The organism is Thermococcus litoralis DSM 5473 (assembly GCF_000246985.2).
GTDB classification, from domain to species: domain Archaea; phylum Methanobacteriota_B; class Thermococci; order Thermococcales; family Thermococcaceae; genus Thermococcus_A; species Thermococcus_A litoralis.
Genome location: NC_022084.1, coordinates 235367 through 253290, shown reverse-complemented (window position 1 = coordinate 253290; position 17924 = coordinate 235367). Strand labels below are relative to the sequence as shown.

The window sequence follows — 17924 nt, the reverse complement described above, 5'->3', positions numbered from 1 at the left end:
TTTTTAAAATGAAAATTGGGAAAGGAGAAATCACTCGCTCAGTGGATAGAGTGAGTCTCTGTAGATTGCTCTTATTACGTCTTCATTTGCTTCGACTGGAGCCATTGCTAGGAGACCGTCTAGCCCAGGGGTCTCCATCGCAAGCTTTGTTAGCTTGTCAATGTCATCTTCTCCGAATCCAACGTCTGTGAGCTTCTCCTTGATTCCTATACTGAAGAGCCATTGCTCGATTCTCTTTGCAACGAATTCCGCTTCTCCTGGGTATCCCTTCGCCTCCGGGGCTATTGGTCTGTATACCTCCGCGAGTATTTCAGCTGTTGCTGGATAGATGTGTTTGACCACCGCTGGGAGGAGCATTGCAAGGCCAAGTCCGTGTGGGAGATCTGGCTTGACAGCGCTCAATGGGTGCTCCAAAGCGTGTGTGAAGTGCAGGAGTCCGTTGTCAAAGGATATACCAGCTATTGCTGATGCGTAGAGGAGGTAGTACCTAGCTTGGAGGTTCTCTGGGTGAGCAAGAGCTGCAGGTAGGTATTTTGAGATCAACCTGACAGTCTCTTGCGCAAGGAGAATTGAGTATGGGTTTGTTGCCTTTGTTGTGGCTGCCTCGTTTACGTGGTTGAGGGCATCGATTGTAACGTATCTCGTCTGGTTAGCTGGGAGCTTTGTCATAAGGGCGGGGTCGTCGATAGCGTAGAGTGGGTATATGAAGTCATAGGCTATGGCTGGCTTGTACTCCTTTTCGAGGATGGATGCGACAGCAAATCTATCAACTTCAGTACCGGTACCGTGTGTGGTGTTTATTGCTATGATAGGTTTGGCCTTTGTTGGCTTGAACTTAAATTCATAAAGGTCCTTACCGGTTTTGTCTGGGTACTCTAAGAGGATTGCGACACTCTTTGCAGTGTCGATTGGACTTCCTCCGCCAATACCAATGACAGCCTGAGCACCAAACTCTACACCCATCTCCTTAGCTTCGTCAATCATGTCAACGGTGGGATTCGGGCCAACCTTGTCGTAGTGAACGTATTCAATGCCGTATTTCTCAAGGGCGGGCTTTATAACGTCCCAAGCGCCGCACTTCTTGTATGAGCTCTTACCTGTGACAAGAAGGACTTTATCAATGTCTCTGTTTTCTTTCAAGTCCTTTGCAATGTCATAGAATTTGTTTATAGCACCAACACCGAAGTAGTCTATGGTTCTGCATCTCAACTCAAAAACCTGGTTTATGGGGAGTCTTGATTCCCACAACATTGTACATCCCTCCAAATGTGTTCAATGTTATATTAAATATTGTTTTTTAAAATCGTTTCTTAAACCAAAGGTGAATATACAAAAATGTTTCTTTTAGCAAAGCTAATATATCAATCAGAGCAGTTATTAGTTGGTACCATACTGTAATGTCCAGAACATTAATGTACATTAATTTGGAAAAGGAAAGAGTAACGAATTTGTTATAAACTTTCACGAAACTTTTTTAGTTGGATAACAAAGAAGAAATCCATGAGAGCAAGATGATCATAATCGCTAAAAATTTCAAAAGGGAAAAGTCTATATGTCTCGCAAAACTAAAAAGGTTATCTACATTGTTCCGGTGGAGGTGTAAATATGCCGAAGTTCGATGTTGCCAAGCATGACTTGGAGAGATTAATTGGGAAAGAATTTACGATCGAAGAGTGGGAAGACTTATTCCTCTACGCAAAATGCGAGCTTGACGATGTGTGGGAGCACGAAGGTAAGATATACTTCAAAGCAGATGCCAAAGATACGAACAGGCCTGATTTGTGGAGTGCCGAGGGAATAGCGAGACAGGTAAAATGGGCTCTTGGAATGGCAAAGGGATTGCCGAAATATAAAATCGAAAAAAGCGACGTTGTTGTCTATGTTGATGAAAAATTGAAAGATATAAGACCCTATGGAGTTTATGCCATAGTTGAGAACCTTGAACTTGATGAAGAAGCCTTGAGACAGATAATCCAGCTTCAGGAGAAAGTGGCGCTCACCTTTGGAAGGAGAAGAAGGGAAGTTGCCATAGGAACGTTCGACTTCGATAAGCTCAAGCCTCCTTTCTACTACAAAGCCGTTGAGCCAGATAAAATAAGATTTATTCCATTAAACAGCGACCGAGAAATGAGTGCTGATGAGATACTTGAGGAGCACGAAAAGGGGAAGGAATACGGTCACTTGATTAAAGGAAAGATCTATTATCCATTGCTTGTTGACAGGGAAGGAAACGTTCTCTCAATGCCTCCGGTTATAAACTCCGAAACCCATGGGAAGGTCACTGAAGAGACCAAGAGCATCTTCATAGACATCACGGGATGGGATCTTAACAAGATCATGCTTGCTTTGAATGTAATTGTAACTGCCTTAGCTGAGCGTGGCGGAAAAATAAGGAGCGTCAAGGTAGTTTACAAGGATTTCGAGATAGAAACTCCCGACTTGACTCCCAAGGAGTTCGAAGTTGATCTTGGCTACATCAAAAGACTTACGGGAGTTGAGCTCAGCGATGAGGAAATAAAAGACCTACTTGAGCGCATGATGTATGAGGTTGAAATCTTTGATGGAAAGGCAAAGCTGAAGTATCCAGCATTTAGAGACGACATAATGCATGCAAGAGACGTTTTGGAGGACGTCCTCATTGCATACGGATACAACAACATTGTTCCAGAAGAGCCAAAGCTTGCCGTTCAAGGGAAGGGAGACGATTTTATAGAGTTTGAAAACGCTGTGAGGGATCTCATGGTTGGCTTTGGCCTCCAAGAGGTTATGACCTTCAACCTCACGAATAAGGAAGCCCAGTTTGACAAAATGAACATTTCAGAGGAGGAAATAGTGGAGATAGAGAATCCTATAAGCCAGAAATGGTCTGCGTTGAGAAAATGGCTCCTTCCAAGCCTGATGGAATTCCTAAGCCAGAATACCCATGAGGAATATCCTCAGAAGATCTTTGAGGTTGGTAAGGTGACCCTCATAGACGAAAGCAGAGAAACAAAGACTGTCAGCGAGAGCAAACTTGCCGTTGCCCTTGCTCATCCCAAAGTAACCTTCACAGAAGCAAAAGAAATCCTCGACAGCCTAATGCGCCATCTTGGTGCTGAATACGAGCTCAAAGAAATAGAACACGGCTCTTTTATTCCCGGTAGAGTGGGAGAGATAATAGTTGATGGGAAGAGCGTTGGGATAATAGGAGAGATCCATCCACAGGTGCTCGAAAACTGGGGAATAGAGATGCCGATAGCGGCATTTGAGATTTTCCTAAGGCCTTTCTACAAGGGGAGTTTTCTCTGATTTTCTTCCCTTTCTCTTAAAAAGGGAGTTAAAAAGACCTCCCTTCTCGGAGAAATTTCTTTGCAAATGTAAACATGATATCAAAGTTGATTAAGCACTCCATGGTCTCTATATCGATCTCAGTCACCATTTTGTCACCCCCAATTTTCTTTAAGGAGTAGGGGTTTTAGCTTTTATCCTATTTTCGTTGTCAAATTTCCAAAAACATTCCGGAACAAACTCGAATATATAGACATATTGACTTTGATATTTGTAAAGAGAATAAGACGGACAACCCTTTTATAGCCCCACTCAAATTTCCAATCATGAGGGTAGCTTTGAAAATTGCCTACGACGGGAGGAGGTTTTACGGCTTTCAAAGGCAGCCCAACTTAAGAACCGTTGAAGCCGAGATAATTAGGGTATTAACTAAGCTCGGAATAATTGAAAACCCCAAAGATGCCAACTTTAAGGGGGCTTCAAGGACTGACAGAGGGGTTTCTGCCTTTGGAAACGTTGTTGCGTTTAACACTTTCAAACCTGAACTAACGTCTCCGAGAATTTTGAATCATCACTTGAGAGATGTGTGGGTTTTAGGGAGGGCACAGGTTCCAGAGGATTTCCATCCAAGATTCTGGAGCAAAGGAAAGGTGTATAGATACTACCTCCTCAATGAGGGGTTTGATATTGAGAAAATGAAATCTTGTGCTGAAATTTTTGTGGGAGTTCACGACTTCTCAAACTTTGCTAAGCTTGAGGAGGATAAAAACCCTATAAGAAAGATAGACAGGATTGAAGTACTCCAAAGGGGAAAGGTAATTACAGTTGAAGTTGAGGGGGAGAGCTTTCTCTGGGAAATGGTGAGAAGGATTATAACGGCTCTCAAGCTCTGCGCCTCTGGCGCTCTCTCAATAGAAGAAGTGAAAAGAATGCTGGAAGAGGAAGTTGACAAAAAGCTCCCTCCTGCCCCCCCAGAAAACCTCGTCCTGTGGGAAGTTAAGTACGATGAAATATTCTTTGAAAAAGATCCTTATGCAGTTGAAAAGGCAAAAAGAGAATTCTTTGAGAGGTTTGCCCAACACTTAATAACAGCGAGCATTTTTGAAGACTGGTTCACGTCTTTATGAGCTTCTCGAGCTCCTTGTCATAGTACCTGCCATAGTACTGCCTCAAGGCTTTTTGTCTCTCTATGAAGTGAGTAAAGAGCAGTGGATCTTCATCTTTCACGTCAACTATAACAGCACCGCTCCCACCTTTAGGTCTTAGCGCTCTCCCGATTGTCTGAATTGTCATTATATCGCTCTTCCCTCCGCCAGCTAGTATTATAGCGGAAATTTCTGGGATATCTACCCCTTCTTTCAATAGCGTAGAGACCAAAACGTTAATCTCGCCATTTTTGAACTTTTCAAAAATCTCCCACCTGTTTGGACTTTGAGAGCTCAAAAACTCGGCATTTATGCCCTTCTTCTTAAGCATCTCCACAAGGATCTTTCCGTGTTCAATCCTTTTGACGTCTATTAAGACACGATGGCCTTGTTTCGCAAGCTTATATGCAGTCTCAACTATAGCCTTGTTTCTCTCTTCATTTTCCATGATTATTTCTTCATAAAGCTCTTTGTAGCGCTCTGCCAACGGCGGCATGGAGGATTCATATTCAATTACCTTAAACCTTGGCTTTGCCAGGAACTTTTCTTTTATCAGGTCTTCGGCTTTAACTTCATAGATTATTGGTCCTATCGCCCCTTCTATCTTTAGCTCTTCTCCTTTAATTCTCCTCCATGGAGTTGCAGAGAGACCAAACCTAAATCTCTGGGGGAGGCTTATTCCAAGTTCATAGAACTTTTCTGCGGCAGAAGTCCTGTGGCATTCATCAAATACAACCACCGCATATGGGAGCTGGAGCTTATCAACCCCCCTAGAGAGAAGGGTTTGTATCATAGCCACCGTCACCGGCTTTTCTATCCAGTTGTTATCCCCTACAAGTCCGGGCTCAATTCCGAGAACTCGCCTTATATTCTCAGCCCACTGATAAAGAAGTTCCTTGGTGTGCACAACAACGAGGGCTGATAGGTTAAGTTCATAGATAATTCTCAGCCCTATTATTGTTTTTCCACTCCCCACGGGTAACGCTAAGACTCCCATACCGGATTTTAATGCTTTTTTAACGGCTTTTTCTTGATACTTTCTTAGCTTATACTCTTCGTTCCATGTTGCGTTTATCTCTACTCCTTCAATTTTTCTTTCGTCAATTACCCTAATTCTATATCCTTTTGAGTTTAAAAGCTTCTTTACACGGGGAATTAATCCCACGGGGAAGGACTTTGTGTGAGGGTCGTATAGGCTCTCAGGCTTCTCCCATTTGCCGAAACTTTTCCGGTAAGTTAGCTCCTCGTATATCATGAAGTATATCTTAGGATCGGCCTTCTCAATATACACCAGTGCAGATTTATCCGGGATTCTCAACACCACGGTCTTCATAGCAACTCAAAAGAAATTTTTGGAATTCCCCCTTTATAGCTCTTTCTCTATCATTTTGAAAAATATTCAAAAATAGACACGAAAAAATGAAAACCTCCAAAAAGTTTATCACGATACAAGCAGAGTTTGAATGGGTGGTGTCATGATACAGGAGATATTAAACCAGTTTCATGATGAGCTCATTATCGTTGAGAAGCCCGTTAGTAAAAAGTTCGAGATAACGAGCTATCTTCTTCAGCATAAAACTAAGCCCGTTCTGTTTAAAGATGTCGATGGATGGGAAGTTGCAGGCAACATATGGAGCACGCGGGAGAGAATAGCAAGGTACCTCGGCATAAAAAGGGAAGAGCTCATTCATTTCATAATGGAAGCTATAGAGAATCCTAGACCATATAAAGAGGCAAAAACTGCTGAATTTTTTAAGAACTCCACAAAAGATTTCTCCCTCAAAGAGTTGCCGGTTCCGCATTACTTTCCAAAGGATGGGGGGCAGTATTTTACATCGGCGATCTACATAGCAAAGGATGAGAATGGATTTGTAAACCTTTCATATCACAGAACAATGGTGAGAGATGAAAAAACCGGGACTGTTAGATTAGTTCCTAGGCATCTGTATGCAATGTGGAAGGATAAGGCAGAACACAGTGAAGAGCTTGATGTTAGAATAATTGTTGGCAATCCAATCCATATCCTCCTAGCGGCAGCGACAAGCCCGCCTTATGGAGTTAGTGAGCTCAGCATTGCGTCATCTATGAGCGAGATTGCATTTGGAAAGCCCTTAGAGGTTGTAGACCTCAATGGAATTCCGGTTCCAGTTGAAAGCGAATTTGTCTTCGAGGCAAAAATTTTGCCAGAGCTTGACAAAGAGGGGCCCTTTGTTGATATAACTGGGACATATGACATCGTAAGGGAGCAGCCCGTTGTGGTTTTTGAGAAGATGTACCATGTTGAAAACCCGATTTTCCATGCATTGCTTTCTAGCGGATATGAGCACTACATGCTCATGGGGCTTCCCAAGGAGCCCCAGATATACAAGAGCGTTAAGCAGGTAGTTCCGAAGGTTCACGGCGTAAGGCTGACAGAAGGTGGATGCATGTGGCTTCATGCGGTAGTCAGCATCACAAAGCAGCACGATGGAGATGGGAAAAATGCCATCTTGGCAGCTTTTTCTGGCCATCCAAGCCTAAAGTATGTGGTAGTGGTTGATGAGGACATTAACATTTACGACGATAAAGAGATAGAATGGGCAGTAGCCACAAGATTTCAAGCGGATAAGGACTTGGTTGTGATTCCTAATGCGAGGGGAAGCTCTCTTGATCCCTCTGGGGAGAAGGGCTTCACTGCTAAATGGGGTATTGATGCTACAAAACCTTTAGGCAAAAAGGAAGAGTTTGAACGGGCTAGGCTTTGAGATTTTTGATTTTTATTCAAAACTTTTTTATGTGTTAAATTTCAAATTTTCTGGGGTGTTTATTGTGCACAGACACTTGAAGACTTTTTTCATACTCTTCCTCTTAACTTTCTCCACGATGTGCATAGGAAAAGAAACAACGCCCCAATCTTCAACTCCAGTACATACTGTGGCTGAGGAAAACGCCTATGAAGGGTGGCTGAAGAATGAAACAAAGTATTTTACGATCTACTACCCTCCTGTTAAGGCAGAAGGGTTTAACTTCAACATAAGGTTTCTCCTGGTTGGGATCGATTACGTGTACGAAAGCTATGCAAAAGCCTTTGGAAAAGCTCCAGAAAAAATCGAGCTTTACATATCTCCCTCCGAGGACGATCTAAAGTTTGACTACTCGACTGATCTCCCCTGGTATATAGAGGGAAACAAAATATTTACCTTTATTGAGAAGGACGCCAAAAGTCTTGACTACTACAACGTAGAAAGTGCACTGATAGCGTATTTAACCGGAAAAGTGAACGGGCTAACTTTTGTATTCCCTCTCCTGGGGGAACTCTACTTTAGGGGAGCCGATTACTCAGGACTTTCCTTTGGTGAGCTCTTGTCCTTGGTAGACAGCAGAGATGTTAGCAAGATTAAGGAGCAAGAGGGGAGCATGGTTGACTTTGTGGGCTTTCTTGTCCATAAATATGGTATTGGTGAAGTTTTAAGGCTTCTTGAAACCGATACTCCATCCAAGATAATAAAAAGCCTCCCCAACGCTGAAAAAGAGTACAACGAGTTCATCAGATGGTTCTGGGGAGGGGGAATCTTAGAGGGCTCTTCCGAGCTCGAGGAAATGAATCTTACAGTAAGCGTTGATGAAGAAAGTGCATTTTTCTTAGCAAATGGAAGCTTCAAGGTTAATTATACTAAGGAGTACTATCCGGTTTTCTTCAAGAATGTCTATCTCAATGTAAAGGCGATGGATATTCAATATCTACAGAGCTTCACTTTCCTGCTCCCCTATGAACGAAAAAATGTATATGAGCTATCCTACATTGGAAACTTCAGCATTCAGCCATTGACGTATGATGAGGGCATCAACTACTTCCTCTCCGGGATGTTTATGACACCCAACCTGACCCTGCTTTTCGACTATTATTTGTTCCCAAAGCCTGCTGCTCAGCAACTTCCAAAAGGTGGAATAAAAGTAGTTAGCAAGAACACCCCCATAACTACAACGTTGCCGAGCCAAGCTGTATTCCTTGTGACTGGTAGATTTAAGACATTTAAGAGCTTTGTAAACGGAACAGAAGTTGAGTTCTACTATACCAACGATGTGGAAAGCCCTGCAACTGTGTTTAAACAAAGTCTAAGCGCTTTCAACACTGCTTTGGAATGGTTTGAGCTTCCCTCCTCTAACTTCAGAATCGTCTACACAAGAGGGCCTATCAAAGAATACACCTATCGGTCGAGAGATCTGCTCATCTATAAGCCTAAAAGCGGGTATCACGAGCTGTACCTTCTTTGGGGCTTATATTATAGCTGGCTTAACAGCTTCAAGATAAAGCCGAAAGATGCATGGGTTCCAGATAGTTTATTTCCCCTCTTAGAGGGAGTCGAGTTAAATCGGCTTGGGGATTACAGAAAAAGCGCGCTATATAAATACAGAGTGAATTTGAGGGATTTTCCAGACGTTGGATATCCCTTAATTGAAGGCTACAGATACTTTTACAGCGACAAGTCATGGATAAGGAGCTCAATGGTCTACAAAGGTTTCTTGACGTTTTACCTCCTCTACACTCAAGCAGGAGAGGAAGCGTTTAAAGAGGCTTTGACAGAATTTTCAAGAGAAGTAATCTTCAAGGAAGCAGATTTCGATGATTTTGCAGAACTCTTGGCTAAAAAATCAGGAGATGAGAAGGTCATGCTGATTTGGAAAACTTGGACAACAAAGCCTGCACTTCCAAACCTCACAGTGGAAAATGTAGAGATAGCGAAAACCAATGGCAACTACACCGTAAGGTTTACTCTGGTGGACAAAAATGGCTTTGCGTTTCCATTTAAAATCGGGGTAATAGGATGGCAGGGGCAGAGAACCGAGGTGGAAGGCTTCTACTATGGCGAACCTCAGAAGGTCGAGATTTCCCTTCCCGGAGAGCCAAAAGAGATCGTGATATACGGAGCTCCATTCCTCAGCAAGAGCTTTGATGTGGAGGCAGATGGGACAAGGATAAGCGTTATGGTGTCTGGGAGTTGATTTCTCTTTATTTACAACTTCCAAAAACTGCATTCAAAAAGCAAAGAAAAAAGATAAAAGGACTCACTCTTTCATTGGCAGACCGTAGTCGAAGGAGTAGTAGACCTTCTGGAATTGCTTCCTGAACTCGAATACTTCCTTCTCTACCTTCTTTGGATCCTCCTTGTCAAGAAGGACTCTCCTCATGAATCTTGCTATCTCCTTCATGTCGTCTTCCATCATGCCAACTCTTGTCATCTCCTGCACACCGATTCTTAGACCGCTTGGGGTGTTGACCTTCTCAAGTGGATCCCATGGGAGGAGGTTCTTGTTGAGGATTATGCCCGCTTCCTCTAATAGCGGAGCAGCCCATCCTCCTCCAGCTTCGTGGAGCTCACTTACATCCACGATAACCTGGTGGCTCTCCGTGTAGCCTTTGTCCTCCCCAATGACTTTGAATCCTTCCTCTGCAAGAGCCTCGGCTAGGGCTTTTGCGTTCTTTACGATCTGCTCAGCGTAGGCTTTACCAAATTCGAGCATCTCCGCAGCTGTAATGACTTTTCCAGCCATGTGGTGTAAGTGGTGGTTGCTCAGAACACCTGGGAAGATTGCCCATTGCAGTTTTGCCGTGTCTTCCCCAAGGTCCTTGTAGAGTATTACACCACCTTGTGGGCCTGGGAAGGTCTTGTGTGTTGAGGAAGTTACAACATCGGCTCCTTCTCTAAGTGGGTCTTGGAACTTTCCTCCCGCTATTAATCCCAAAACGTGGGCTGCGTCATACATTACATAAGCGCCAACTTCTTTAGCCACTGGAGCAAGCTCCTTAACTGGGTGTGGGAACGGGAACAATGAACCACCGAAGACAACTATCTTGGGTTCGAGCTCTCTAATCATTTGGGCTGCCTTGTCGACATCGATGTTGAACTCTTCGTTATCAAAAGGCCATGTGTGGACTTCTAATCCCCTCATACCAGCTGCTCCAAAGGGCATGTGGCTTATGTGCCCACCGTGGGAGGTATGGAGAACAATAGCCCTATCGCCCGCATTTGTTAATCCAAAGAACGCGGCTTGATTTGCGTTAGTTCCAGAGATTGGTCTTAGATCTGCGAAATCGCTCTTGAAGAGCTTGCAGAAGAGGTCGACTCCTATGAGCTCAACTTCATCGACGTACTTACATCCCTGATAATACCTCTGTCTTGGCCACCCTTCGGCGTATTTGTGCATAAAACCACTTGCCACAGCCCTTGTAACGCTTGGGGAAGTCACGTTTTCACTTGCAATCAAATTTATTGTTGATGCTCTCCACTTTTCGTGCATCTCAACAAATTCCAAAACTTTGTCTCTATACATCTGGTAGCTCATGGTATCACCCCAGTGCTTTCTTGCATGTGATATTTTACATCCATGTAATTTAAATCTTGCCGTTAGAATACCTTTAAAAATTTCAAGGGGGAATTAGAAAGCGATGTCCTATGATGGAGGAAGCTGCCAAATTGATAGCCCATTCCCGATTTTTAATAGCTTTTACCGGAGCTGGAATAAGTGCAGAAAGCGGAATACCAACTTTTAGAGACAAAGGCGGTCTGTGGGAGAAGTACAGAGTGGAGGAGGTAGCTACTCCAGAGGCTTTTAGAAGAAATCCAAGGCTTGTATGGGAGTTTTACAAGATGAGAATGAGGCTTATGAAGGAGGCAAAGCCTAACAGGGCTCACTTGGCATTGGCAGAGCTTGAGAAAATGGGTCTTTTAAAAGCTGTCATAACTCAAAACATTGACAACCTCCACAGAGAAGCCGGAAACAAAAACGTTGTAGAACTTCATGGGAACATTTATCGAGTTAAGTGCACCAGCTGTGCTTATAGGGAAAATCTCCTTGACTCAGGAAGGCTTGAGGAGTTCTTGGAAGAAGAGGGCTTACCCAAATGCCCAGAGTGCGGTTCCCTCTTAAGGCCGGATGTTGTCTGGTTTGGGGAACCTCTCCCTCAAGAAGCCCTTCAAAAAGCCTTTAAGCTTGCCGAAAGGGCTGACGTTTGTTTGGTCATTGGGACGAGTGGTCAAGTGTTTCCTGCGGCGTATGTTCCTTACATTGTAAAAGAGAACGGAGGGTATGTGATAGAGATCAACCCACGGGAAAGCGGCATAACTCCGATAGCGGATATCTTTCTGAAAGGGTTTGCTGGAGAGACAATGGAACACCTTTTGGCAAAGGTTAAAAGATGCTTAAAAGATAAAGGCTGTTAAGGGTGGTGTTATGATACTCGTAATAGGGTTTGAGCAGGATGAAGTTTCCAGGGTGAGAGAGATCTTAAGTGAGTTCGACATTTATGAGGTTCCGGAATACTGCAGGGACTGGGTTGTGGAGGAAGTTGTAGCAAAGGCCCCTACTTTCCAAGGAAGCGGCAACTGGCACTGGAGAAAGTTCGTCATAATGCACAACCTCTCAAATGAAGAGGTAAAGAAGGTTATTAAGGGGATTCGCTCTCAAGGAATTAACCCAATCTTTGCAACCACAACGCCCACATCTCTAACGTGGAAGCTTGAAGACCTTCTTGATGAGCTCATTCGAGAGGACGAATACTTTAGAAAGCTAAGAGAGGAAAAGCAAAAGATGAAATCCTTTTATCTCGACATAGGGAAAAGTTAAATACTTTAACCTTTTTATTTGAGTGGGGATTAAAATGATAAGGGTCGTGTTTTTTGATCTCGATGACACCCTTGTGGACACCTCTCGTTTAGCTGAGCTTGCCAGAAAAAACGCCATAGAAAACATGATCCAGCACGGAATGCCTGTTGATTTTGACACTGCCTATAACGAACTTTTAGAGCTCATAAACGAATACGGGAGCAATTTTCCTCATCACTTTGATTACCTTCTCAGGAGGCTTGATCTAAAATACAACCCCAAGTGGGTTGCTGCAGGGGTTATAGCCTATCACAACACCAAATTTGCCCACATAAGGGAAGTTAAGCATGCAAGAAAAACCCTCATCAAACTCAGAGAGATGGGCTATCGACTGGGCATCATAACCGATGGCAATCCAATAAAGCAGTGGGAGAAGGTTCTAAGGCTTGATCTAGATGATTTCTTTGAGCATATGGTGGTCTCAGACTTTGAAGGGGTGAAGAAGCCACATCCAAAAATATACCAAAAAGCCCTTAAGATATTTGAAGTGTCTCCGGAAGAGGCATTGATGGTGGGGGACAGGCTTTATTCAGACATCTATGGGGCAAAAAGGGTAGGAATGCACACTGTATGGTTCCGCTATGGCAAATACGCGGACAGAGAGCTTGAATATAAGGAGTACGCTGATTTCAAAATTAACGACCTCTTAGAGCTTCCGGAGATTTTAGAGGTGCTCAAGGATGGTTCAAATAAGGAAGTTCCTGCTGATAGATAATTCATACAAATCCAAAATACTAAGCGGAAAAAAGACCACCACGATTAGATTTGGGGAGTATGAGGCAAAACCCGAAAGCGAGGTTTATCTGGTAATAACACCAAGCGACACCGCCGTTGCAAAGGTAAAAATCACAAAAGTAGAGAAGAAAAAGGTTAAGGAGCTTACAAATCAAGATGCGAAAAAAGACGGGTTTAAGGATGTCAAAGAGCTAGTAGGTGCATTGAACAAGATATACGGGGAACTTCATGGAGATGACGAAGTGACGGTAATTGAGTTTGAGGTAATAAAGAAGTTTGAAAGTGGAATCCCCTTAAAATGGCTTAAGGGACTGAACTACAGAGATCCAGAGGAGATAGCAAAGCTCTATGTAGAAAACAGCCTAAAAGATTCTCCCGATGTTGATTTAATAGTTAAAAGGGTTTATTCCGAAGGATTAAAAAGCGCGGTGAGAAGATACGGGCCAAAGAGGGTAAGGGATGCCCTTTTGAAAGCCTATCATAAACTTTATGCAGAGGGGAAAATTTAAAGCGGAAGCTCGGTTGTCTCTTTGTGTATCTTCAGCACAACCATTGTATGGGTCGCAACAACGCCTTCTATCTCCCCTATCTTATCAAGAAAGTCGTTGAGCTCTTCGCTGCTCCTCGTTCTTATCTTGAGTATCATGTCGTAATCGCCCGTGGTTTCATAAATTTCCACTATCTCTGGATAGGCGATGAGCTTCTCGGCAACTTCAGCATACTTTCCAGCTTTTGCCTTTATCAATATGAAAGCCAGTAGATGAAAGCCAAGGGACTCTGGATCAAGGATAATCGTGAATTTCTTTATTATTCCTCTCTCCTTCAGCTTCTTAATCCTTTCATAGACCGTTGATTCTGCAAGTCCAACTCGCTTGGATATCTCTCTTAGGGGAGTACGGCTATTTTTTTGAAGCACCCTCAAGATTTCCTTATCAATTTCATCTAAAAGTCCCTTCATATTCTCACCACCCTAAAATTTTTCGAGAAAGTATATAAAGTTGATGATAGTTTCACACCATAGATTTATAAAAACCCTCCATCATAACCCTAATGGGCTAGAGAAGGAGAGGTGAATAGAAATGCCAACAAACGTAACAGCAGAATATCTAGCGGCGGAAGAGGAATACAGACAAGCTAAAACAATACCCGAAAAAATAAGGGCATTAGAGAAAATGTATGCCACTGTGCCAAAGCACAAGGGAACAGAGAAGCTCAGACTCCAAATAAAGAGAAAGCTAGCAGAGCTCAGGAAAGAACTGGAAAAGCAGCAGAGCCAACGAAAAGGGGGAGGCTATTCATTTAGCGTTAAAAAGGAAGGTGCCGCCCAGATAGTTCTCGCGGGTTTGCCAAACGTCGGAAAATCTTCACTCCTTAAGGTTCTTGCGGGCGTTGATGTGGATGTTGCCGATTATCCTTTCACGACGGTTGAGCCAATTCCGGGCATGATGAAGCACAAAGACGTTCAGATCCAACTCGTGGAAGTGCCGGGTTTGATAGAAGGAGCTGCCCTTGGTAAAGGCATGGGGACGCAGCTTTTGAGCGTCATAAGAAATGCCGATGCAATAGCTATCGTCGTCGATCTTTCTCAGGATCCAATAAAGCAGATGGAGATAATATTGAAAGAATTTGAACGTGCTGGAATAAAAATCAACAAAAGAAAGCCAAAAGTGGAGATAAAGAGAATGCCAATGGGTGGAATTGTAATCAACGGGCAGGATTTGATCCAGGGAGATATAAGCGAAGTCATGAAAATGCTTAGGGAAGAAGGCATTCACAGTGCTGAGATCACTGTAAAGGAACCTGTTACCCTTGAAGAGTTTTCAGATGCTCTTGATGAGAGCCTTGTATGGAGGAAGGCAATAATCATTGCCAACAAAGGCGATGCACCGGGGAGCAAAGAGAACTACGAAAAGCTCGTTAAAGCTTATGGGGATAGGTTTAAAATAGTGCCCGTTTCTGCGAAAAAGATGGCAAATATTGAAACTCTTAAAGAAGAGCTCTATGAACTTGCCGGTATAATAAGGGTTTTCACCAAATCGCCCGGTGAAGAGCCGGCTTATCCCCCCATAGCTCTTAAAAAAGGCTCAACCGTTCTTGATGTGGCGGAGAGAATCCATAAAGACTTCGCAAAGAACTTTAAGTATGCAAGGGTGTGGGGAAAGAGCGCAAAGTTCCCAGGGCAGAGAGTTGGGCCAGATCATGTTCTTGAAGATGGAGATATAGTTGAGATTCATGCTAGGTAATCACTTACTCCCAGTTCCCGTAATGCGAAAGCGCTCTTTTTTGGAATTCTTCTCCATGTTAGTGGATCATAAGCTACAAGCCCAAATTTTGGCTCAAAGCCCTTATCCCATTCGTAGTTGTCTATGAATGACCAGTAGAAGTATCCCCTCACGTCAAAACCTTCCTCTATAGCCCGCTTAACCCAAGAGATATGGGCTCTTATGAAGTCTATTCTTTCATTTTCATCTTCTGTGGCAATTCCGTTTTCGGTAATATACATTGGCCTTTCATACCTTGAAGCCTTCACAATTGCCTCGTAGATGCCCTTTGGGTATATCCTCCATCCCATTTGAGTTCTTCCATATCCATCAAATTCATACTCATAGAGACTTACAACGGGATCCTTGTCTGGAGAGACTATGTGAAGGGTGTAGTAGTTTATACCGATATAGTCAAGATCTGACTCCAAAACTCTTAGCTCTCCGAAAGGAGTTTTTAATGTTCCTCCAAATATTGCATCGAAGAAATAAAACGTCTGAAGATTCTCAACTTCCTCGGCAATTCTCCCATCTGGGAACTTTATTGAGGGCATGCTTTTGACAATTCCAACTTTGTACTTACCACTCAGCATTTCATAGGCAATTGAATGGGCGTTTATTAGATTCTTTTCGACTTGGAAAGCCTTTTTAGGATCTCTGATGAATGGAGGCCAATTCCCAGTTAAATATCCCTCTATTACCAGCTCCATGGGCTCGTTTGTAGTGCTCACTAATTTTACCCCCTTCAAAATATCAGCAACAGCCTCAACGTACTTTTCCCAGTATTTTAAGTTCTCATCCCTTAGAAAGCCACCCTTAAGAGCGAACCAAGTTGGGAGAGTGAAGTGGTGGAGAGTGACCATTGGCTCTATTCCCTTTTTCAATAGCAACTCTATTATCTCCCTATACCTAACTAGAGCATCTTCATTTACTCTGTTTTCCTCGGGAAATATCCTCCCCCATTCAATTGAGAAGCGATAGGCATTGTATCCCAACTTGGCCATAAGTTCTATGTCCTCCCTATAGAGTTCCCAATGATTGCAGGCTTTTCCCGCCTTTGGAAGCTTTCCTTTTTCGGCCCAATACCACCAGTCGCTCCATTTATTGTCTCCTTCAATCTGATAAGCTGCAGTCGAGGTTCCCCACAAAAACTTCATACTCCTACCTCCTTTAAAAGTTCTAAGAGCTTTAAAATTCCCGCAGCGCTCCAAGCTTGAGGAGAGTTCGCATAGGGAATTGGTGAAAGTCTTTCAAGACCACTAAACAGCTCCGGTATTTTTCCTAATCTATAGCACGCTTCAATTAGAGATGACAACTTTTTAACTTCCTCATAGAATCCTAATTCAAAAAGACCAATCGCAATTATTGCATTATCATGAGGCCATACACTTCCATTATGATAGCTGAAAGGATTGTATGCAGCTTCCCTTGAGCTCAGCGTTCTTATGCCCCATCCTGAGAACATATAACTTCTAAAAAGCCTCTCCACTACTCCCTTTCTCCTATCCCTGGGCACAATACCAGTTATTAAGAGATGTCCCATGTTTGAAGACACAACTCTTGCAGGATTATTCTCCCCATCAAGGGCTATTCCGTAATACTCCCCAGTCCAAAAATCTCTGTTGAACCTCTTCTTTAGATCTTCAGCTACCTTATTGAGCATTTTTTCATCTAAATCCGTCAATTCAAGCTCAGCTGCCTGCTTAAGTGCCCAGTAGGCATATCCTTGTACCTCCACAACTGCCACAGGATGCCTCACTTGTCTTCCAGTCTCATCGGGTATGCTGTTCTTCCAATCCTTCCACCCTTGATTTTCAAGGCCGAGAGGAGTTTTGTTATACCTTATATAGCCCTCACCTTCCTCAAGACGCCTCAATATCCACTCCACAGCATTGGTTAGGTTTTCCTTAATTTCCCCGATAGTTTCATTATCTTGAGTTTTTCTGAGGTACTCTCCAGCTAGAGCTACGTACAAGGGAGTTGAATCTACACTTCCATAGTATGGGTTGAATGGAATAACTCCAGCTTGACATAGCTCTCCAAATCTGAATTCGTGGGGAATTCTACCGGGCTCTTCTTCCGTTTTCTCGTTAAATGTTCTTCCCTGGAGCTTAGAAAGAGTCATTAGAACTCCCTTTGCTATTTCTGGATACTCATCGAGCAAAAAGAATGCGGTCCATATGGAGTCCCTCCCAAAAACCGCTCCAAAATCTGGAAGTCCTGCAAGTGGGAAGGGATAACCGCCAATGCTTACAATTAGGCTTTTAAGGTCATTAATTGCCATCAGATACACTTGCTGATAGCGTTCGTTATCAAAACACTTCATCTTAAATGAAATGTCTGCACTTTTAAACGTTGGAATCCTAAAAGTTCCCTTCACGAAGGCCCTAGCTAAGAACTTGGTTTCTAAAGTCTCGTTTTCATTTAGCGTGAACTTAAATTTCTCACCAACAACTTCTAACCCTCTAACTCTGCCATCTATCCCTCTATAAACGTATTTATCCCGAACTCTTACAAAATTTCTCTTTAGCGTAAATTGGGGATAGTCCCTCTCGAGGATGTCCGAAAAAGGAGTTGAGAAATCGTATTTTCCCTCTATGGTGACCTCGCTATTCCCCCTGTTTACAAAAAGGCACCTCTCTTCATAACTTCCATTGTTCACCAATATCTCTCGCGTAAGCCAGACTCTATCACCATAATATAGAATCGTGACCAAATTTCTTGAGATGGAAACACTTATAGGTGTGAGGTTAGCCCCTAAGGAAAGCCTCAAATTTTCAACAAAGAGTGTACCGTATGCATAGAAGTCAACGGTCAGTTCTCGTTCCTTTAAGACAGCATATGAATGCCCATTTGAGAGTACTTTTCTCAT

General features: G+C 43.1%; 15 protein-coding genes. 9 read left to right on the top strand and 6 right to left on the bottom strand.

Going from position 1 to position 17924, the window contains the following annotated elements:
- Positions 1-30: 30 nt before the first annotated feature.
- Entirely contained in the window at positions 31-1251 is a 1221-nt protein-coding gene (locus tag OCC_RS01340; RefSeq protein ID WP_020953590.1) for an iron-containing alcohol dehydrogenase, read from the bottom strand.
- Between the two features lie 354 nt (positions 1252-1605).
- Between OCC_RS01340 and pheT the strand changes: the two genes are divergently transcribed.
- Both pheT and truA read left to right on the top strand, forming a co-directional pair.
- Positions 1606-3288: a phenylalanine--tRNA ligase subunit beta gene (gene pheT / locus OCC_RS01335; protein ID WP_004069177.1), complete on the top strand. Its 1683-nt coding sequence runs from the start codon at positions 1606-1608 to the stop codon at positions 3286-3288.
- Between the two features lie 305 nt (positions 3289-3593).
- Complete coding sequence (gene truA, locus OCC_RS01330) at positions 3594-4394, top strand: tRNA pseudouridine(38-40) synthase TruA (protein WP_048874611.1); 801 nt, start codon at positions 3594-3596, stop codon at positions 4392-4394.
- Here truA and OCC_RS01325 read toward each other — a convergent pair.
- A complete protein-coding gene (locus OCC_RS01325) occupies positions 4381-5745 on the bottom strand; it encodes a DEAD/DEAH box helicase (RefSeq protein ID WP_004069181.1) in 1365 nt (454 codons plus the stop codon). The genes truA and OCC_RS01325 overlap by 14 nt on opposite strands.
- A 142-nt stretch (positions 5746-5887) precedes the next feature.
- On the opposite strand from OCC_RS01325, the gene OCC_RS01320 reads away from it, so the two are divergent.
- Together OCC_RS01320 and OCC_RS01315 are read left to right on the top strand one after the other, a co-directional pair.
- Positions 5888-7156: a UbiD family decarboxylase gene (locus OCC_RS01320; protein WP_004069183.1), complete on the top strand. Its 1269-nt coding sequence runs from the start codon at positions 5888-5890 to the stop codon at positions 7154-7156.
- A gap of 55 nt (positions 7157-7211) precedes the next feature.
- Positions 7212-9395 carry a M1 aminopeptidase family protein gene (locus tag OCC_RS01315; RefSeq protein WP_148290378.1) on the top strand — a complete coding sequence of 728 codons (2184 nt, stop codon included), beginning with the start codon at positions 7212-7214 and terminating at the stop codon, positions 9393-9395.
- 63 nt (positions 9396-9458) lie between these two features.
- Here OCC_RS01315 and glyA read toward each other — a convergent pair whose 3' ends face one another.
- Positions 9459-10736 carry a serine hydroxymethyltransferase gene (glyA, locus tag OCC_RS01310; RefSeq protein WP_004069186.1) on the bottom strand — a complete coding sequence of 426 codons (1278 nt, stop codon included), beginning with the start codon at positions 10734-10736 and terminating at the stop codon, positions 9459-9461.
- Between the two features lie 110 nt (positions 10737-10846).
- On the opposite strand from glyA, the gene cobB reads away from it, so the two are divergent.
- From cobB to OCC_RS01290, 4 genes are read left to right on the top strand one after another with little or no spacing between them, the layout of a single operon-like run.
- Complete coding sequence (gene cobB / locus OCC_RS01305; protein WP_004069188.1) at positions 10847-11614, top strand: NAD-dependent protein deacetylase; 768 nt, start codon at positions 10847-10849, stop codon at positions 11612-11614.
- Positions 11615-11624: 10 nt separating this feature from the next.
- Positions 11625-12017, top strand: a complete 393-nt coding sequence (locus tag OCC_RS01300; RefSeq protein ID WP_004069190.1) for a DUF3783 domain-containing protein — start codon at positions 11625-11627, stop codon at positions 12015-12017.
- Between the two features lie 28 nt (positions 12018-12045).
- The gene (locus OCC_RS01295; RefSeq protein ID WP_048874656.1) at positions 12046-12771 is read left to right on the top strand and encodes a TIGR02253 family HAD-type hydrolase; all 726 of its coding nucleotides are present in this window, start codon (positions 12046-12048) and stop codon (positions 12769-12771) included.
- On the top strand, positions 12737-13300 hold the full coding sequence (locus OCC_RS01290) for an ASCH domain-containing protein (RefSeq protein ID WP_004069194.1): 564 nt from the start codon (positions 12737-12739) through the stop codon (positions 13298-13300). The genes OCC_RS01295 and OCC_RS01290 overlap by 35 nt, the downstream gene beginning before the upstream one ends.
- Here OCC_RS01290 and OCC_RS01285 read toward each other — a convergent pair.
- Entirely contained in the window at positions 13297-13749 is a 453-nt protein-coding gene (locus OCC_RS01285) for an Lrp/AsnC family transcriptional regulator (RefSeq protein ID WP_020953588.1), read from the bottom strand. The two genes, OCC_RS01290 and OCC_RS01285, sit on opposite strands and share 4 nt — an antisense overlap.
- A gap of 121 nt (positions 13750-13870) precedes the next feature.
- On the opposite strand from OCC_RS01285, the gene OCC_RS01280 reads away from it, so the two are divergent.
- Positions 13871-15034, top strand: coding sequence for an OBG GTPase family GTP-binding protein (locus OCC_RS01280; protein ID WP_004067938.1), 1164 nt, complete (start codon positions 13871-13873; stop codon positions 15032-15034).
- Here the strand turns inward: OCC_RS01280 and OCC_RS01275 are convergent.
- Both OCC_RS01275 and OCC_RS01270 read right to left on the bottom strand, forming a co-directional pair.
- Positions 15022-16209: a glycoside hydrolase family 1 protein gene (locus OCC_RS01275; protein ID WP_004067937.1), complete on the bottom strand. Its 1188-nt coding sequence runs from the start codon at positions 16207-16209 to the stop codon at positions 15022-15024. The two genes, OCC_RS01280 and OCC_RS01275, sit on opposite strands and share 13 nt — an antisense overlap.
- Positions 16206-17924: an amylo-alpha-1,6-glucosidase gene (locus OCC_RS01270; protein WP_004067936.1), complete on the bottom strand. Its 1719-nt coding sequence runs from the start codon at positions 17922-17924 to the stop codon at positions 16206-16208. The genes OCC_RS01275 and OCC_RS01270 overlap by 4 nt, the downstream gene beginning before the upstream one ends.

Bases quoted from the DNA above. Each gene is read 5' to 3' on its own strand.
- pheT (WP_004069177.1), top strand. From the start codon at position 1,606: ATGCCGAAGTTCGATGTTGCCAAGCATGACTTGGAGAGATTAATTGGG.
- OCC_RS01280 (WP_004067938.1), top strand. From the start codon at position 13,871: ATGCCAACAAACGTAACAGCAGAATATCTAGCGGCGGAAGAGGAATAC.
- OCC_RS01270 (WP_004067936.1), bottom strand. From the start codon at position 17,924: ATGAGAAAAGTACTCTCAAATGGGCATTCATATGCTGTCTTAAAGGAA.
- OCC_RS01275 (WP_004067937.1), bottom strand. From the start codon at position 16,209: ATGAAGTTTTTGTGGGGAACCTCGACTGCAGCTTATCAGATTGAAGGA.
- OCC_RS01320 (WP_004069183.1), top strand. From the start codon at position 5,888: ATGATACAGGAGATATTAAACCAGTTTCATGATGAGCTCATTATCGTT.
- OCC_RS01285 (WP_020953588.1), bottom strand. From the start codon at position 13,749: ATGAAGGGACTTTTAGATGAAATTGATAAGGAAATCTTGAGGGTGCTT.
- truA (WP_048874611.1), top strand. From the start codon at position 3,594: ATGAGGGTAGCTTTGAAAATTGCCTACGACGGGAGGAGGTTTTACGGC.
- glyA (WP_004069186.1), bottom strand. From the start codon at position 10,736: ATGAGCTACCAGATGTATAGAGACAAAGTTTTGGAATTTGTTGAGATG.
- OCC_RS01300 (WP_004069190.1), top strand. From the start codon at position 11,625: ATGATACTCGTAATAGGGTTTGAGCAGGATGAAGTTTCCAGGGTGAGA.
- cobB (WP_004069188.1), top strand. From the start codon at position 10,847: ATGATGGAGGAAGCTGCCAAATTGATAGCCCATTCCCGATTTTTAATA.
- OCC_RS01290 (WP_004069194.1), top strand. From the start codon at position 12,737: ATGGTTCAAATAAGGAAGTTCCTGCTGATAGATAATTCATACAAATCC.
- OCC_RS01340 (WP_020953590.1), bottom strand. From the start codon at position 1,251: ATGTTGTGGGAATCAAGACTCCCCATAAACCAGGTTTTTGAGTTGAGA.
- OCC_RS01325 (WP_004069181.1), bottom strand. From the start codon at position 5,745: ATGAAGACCGTGGTGTTGAGAATCCCGGATAAATCTGCACTGGTGTAT.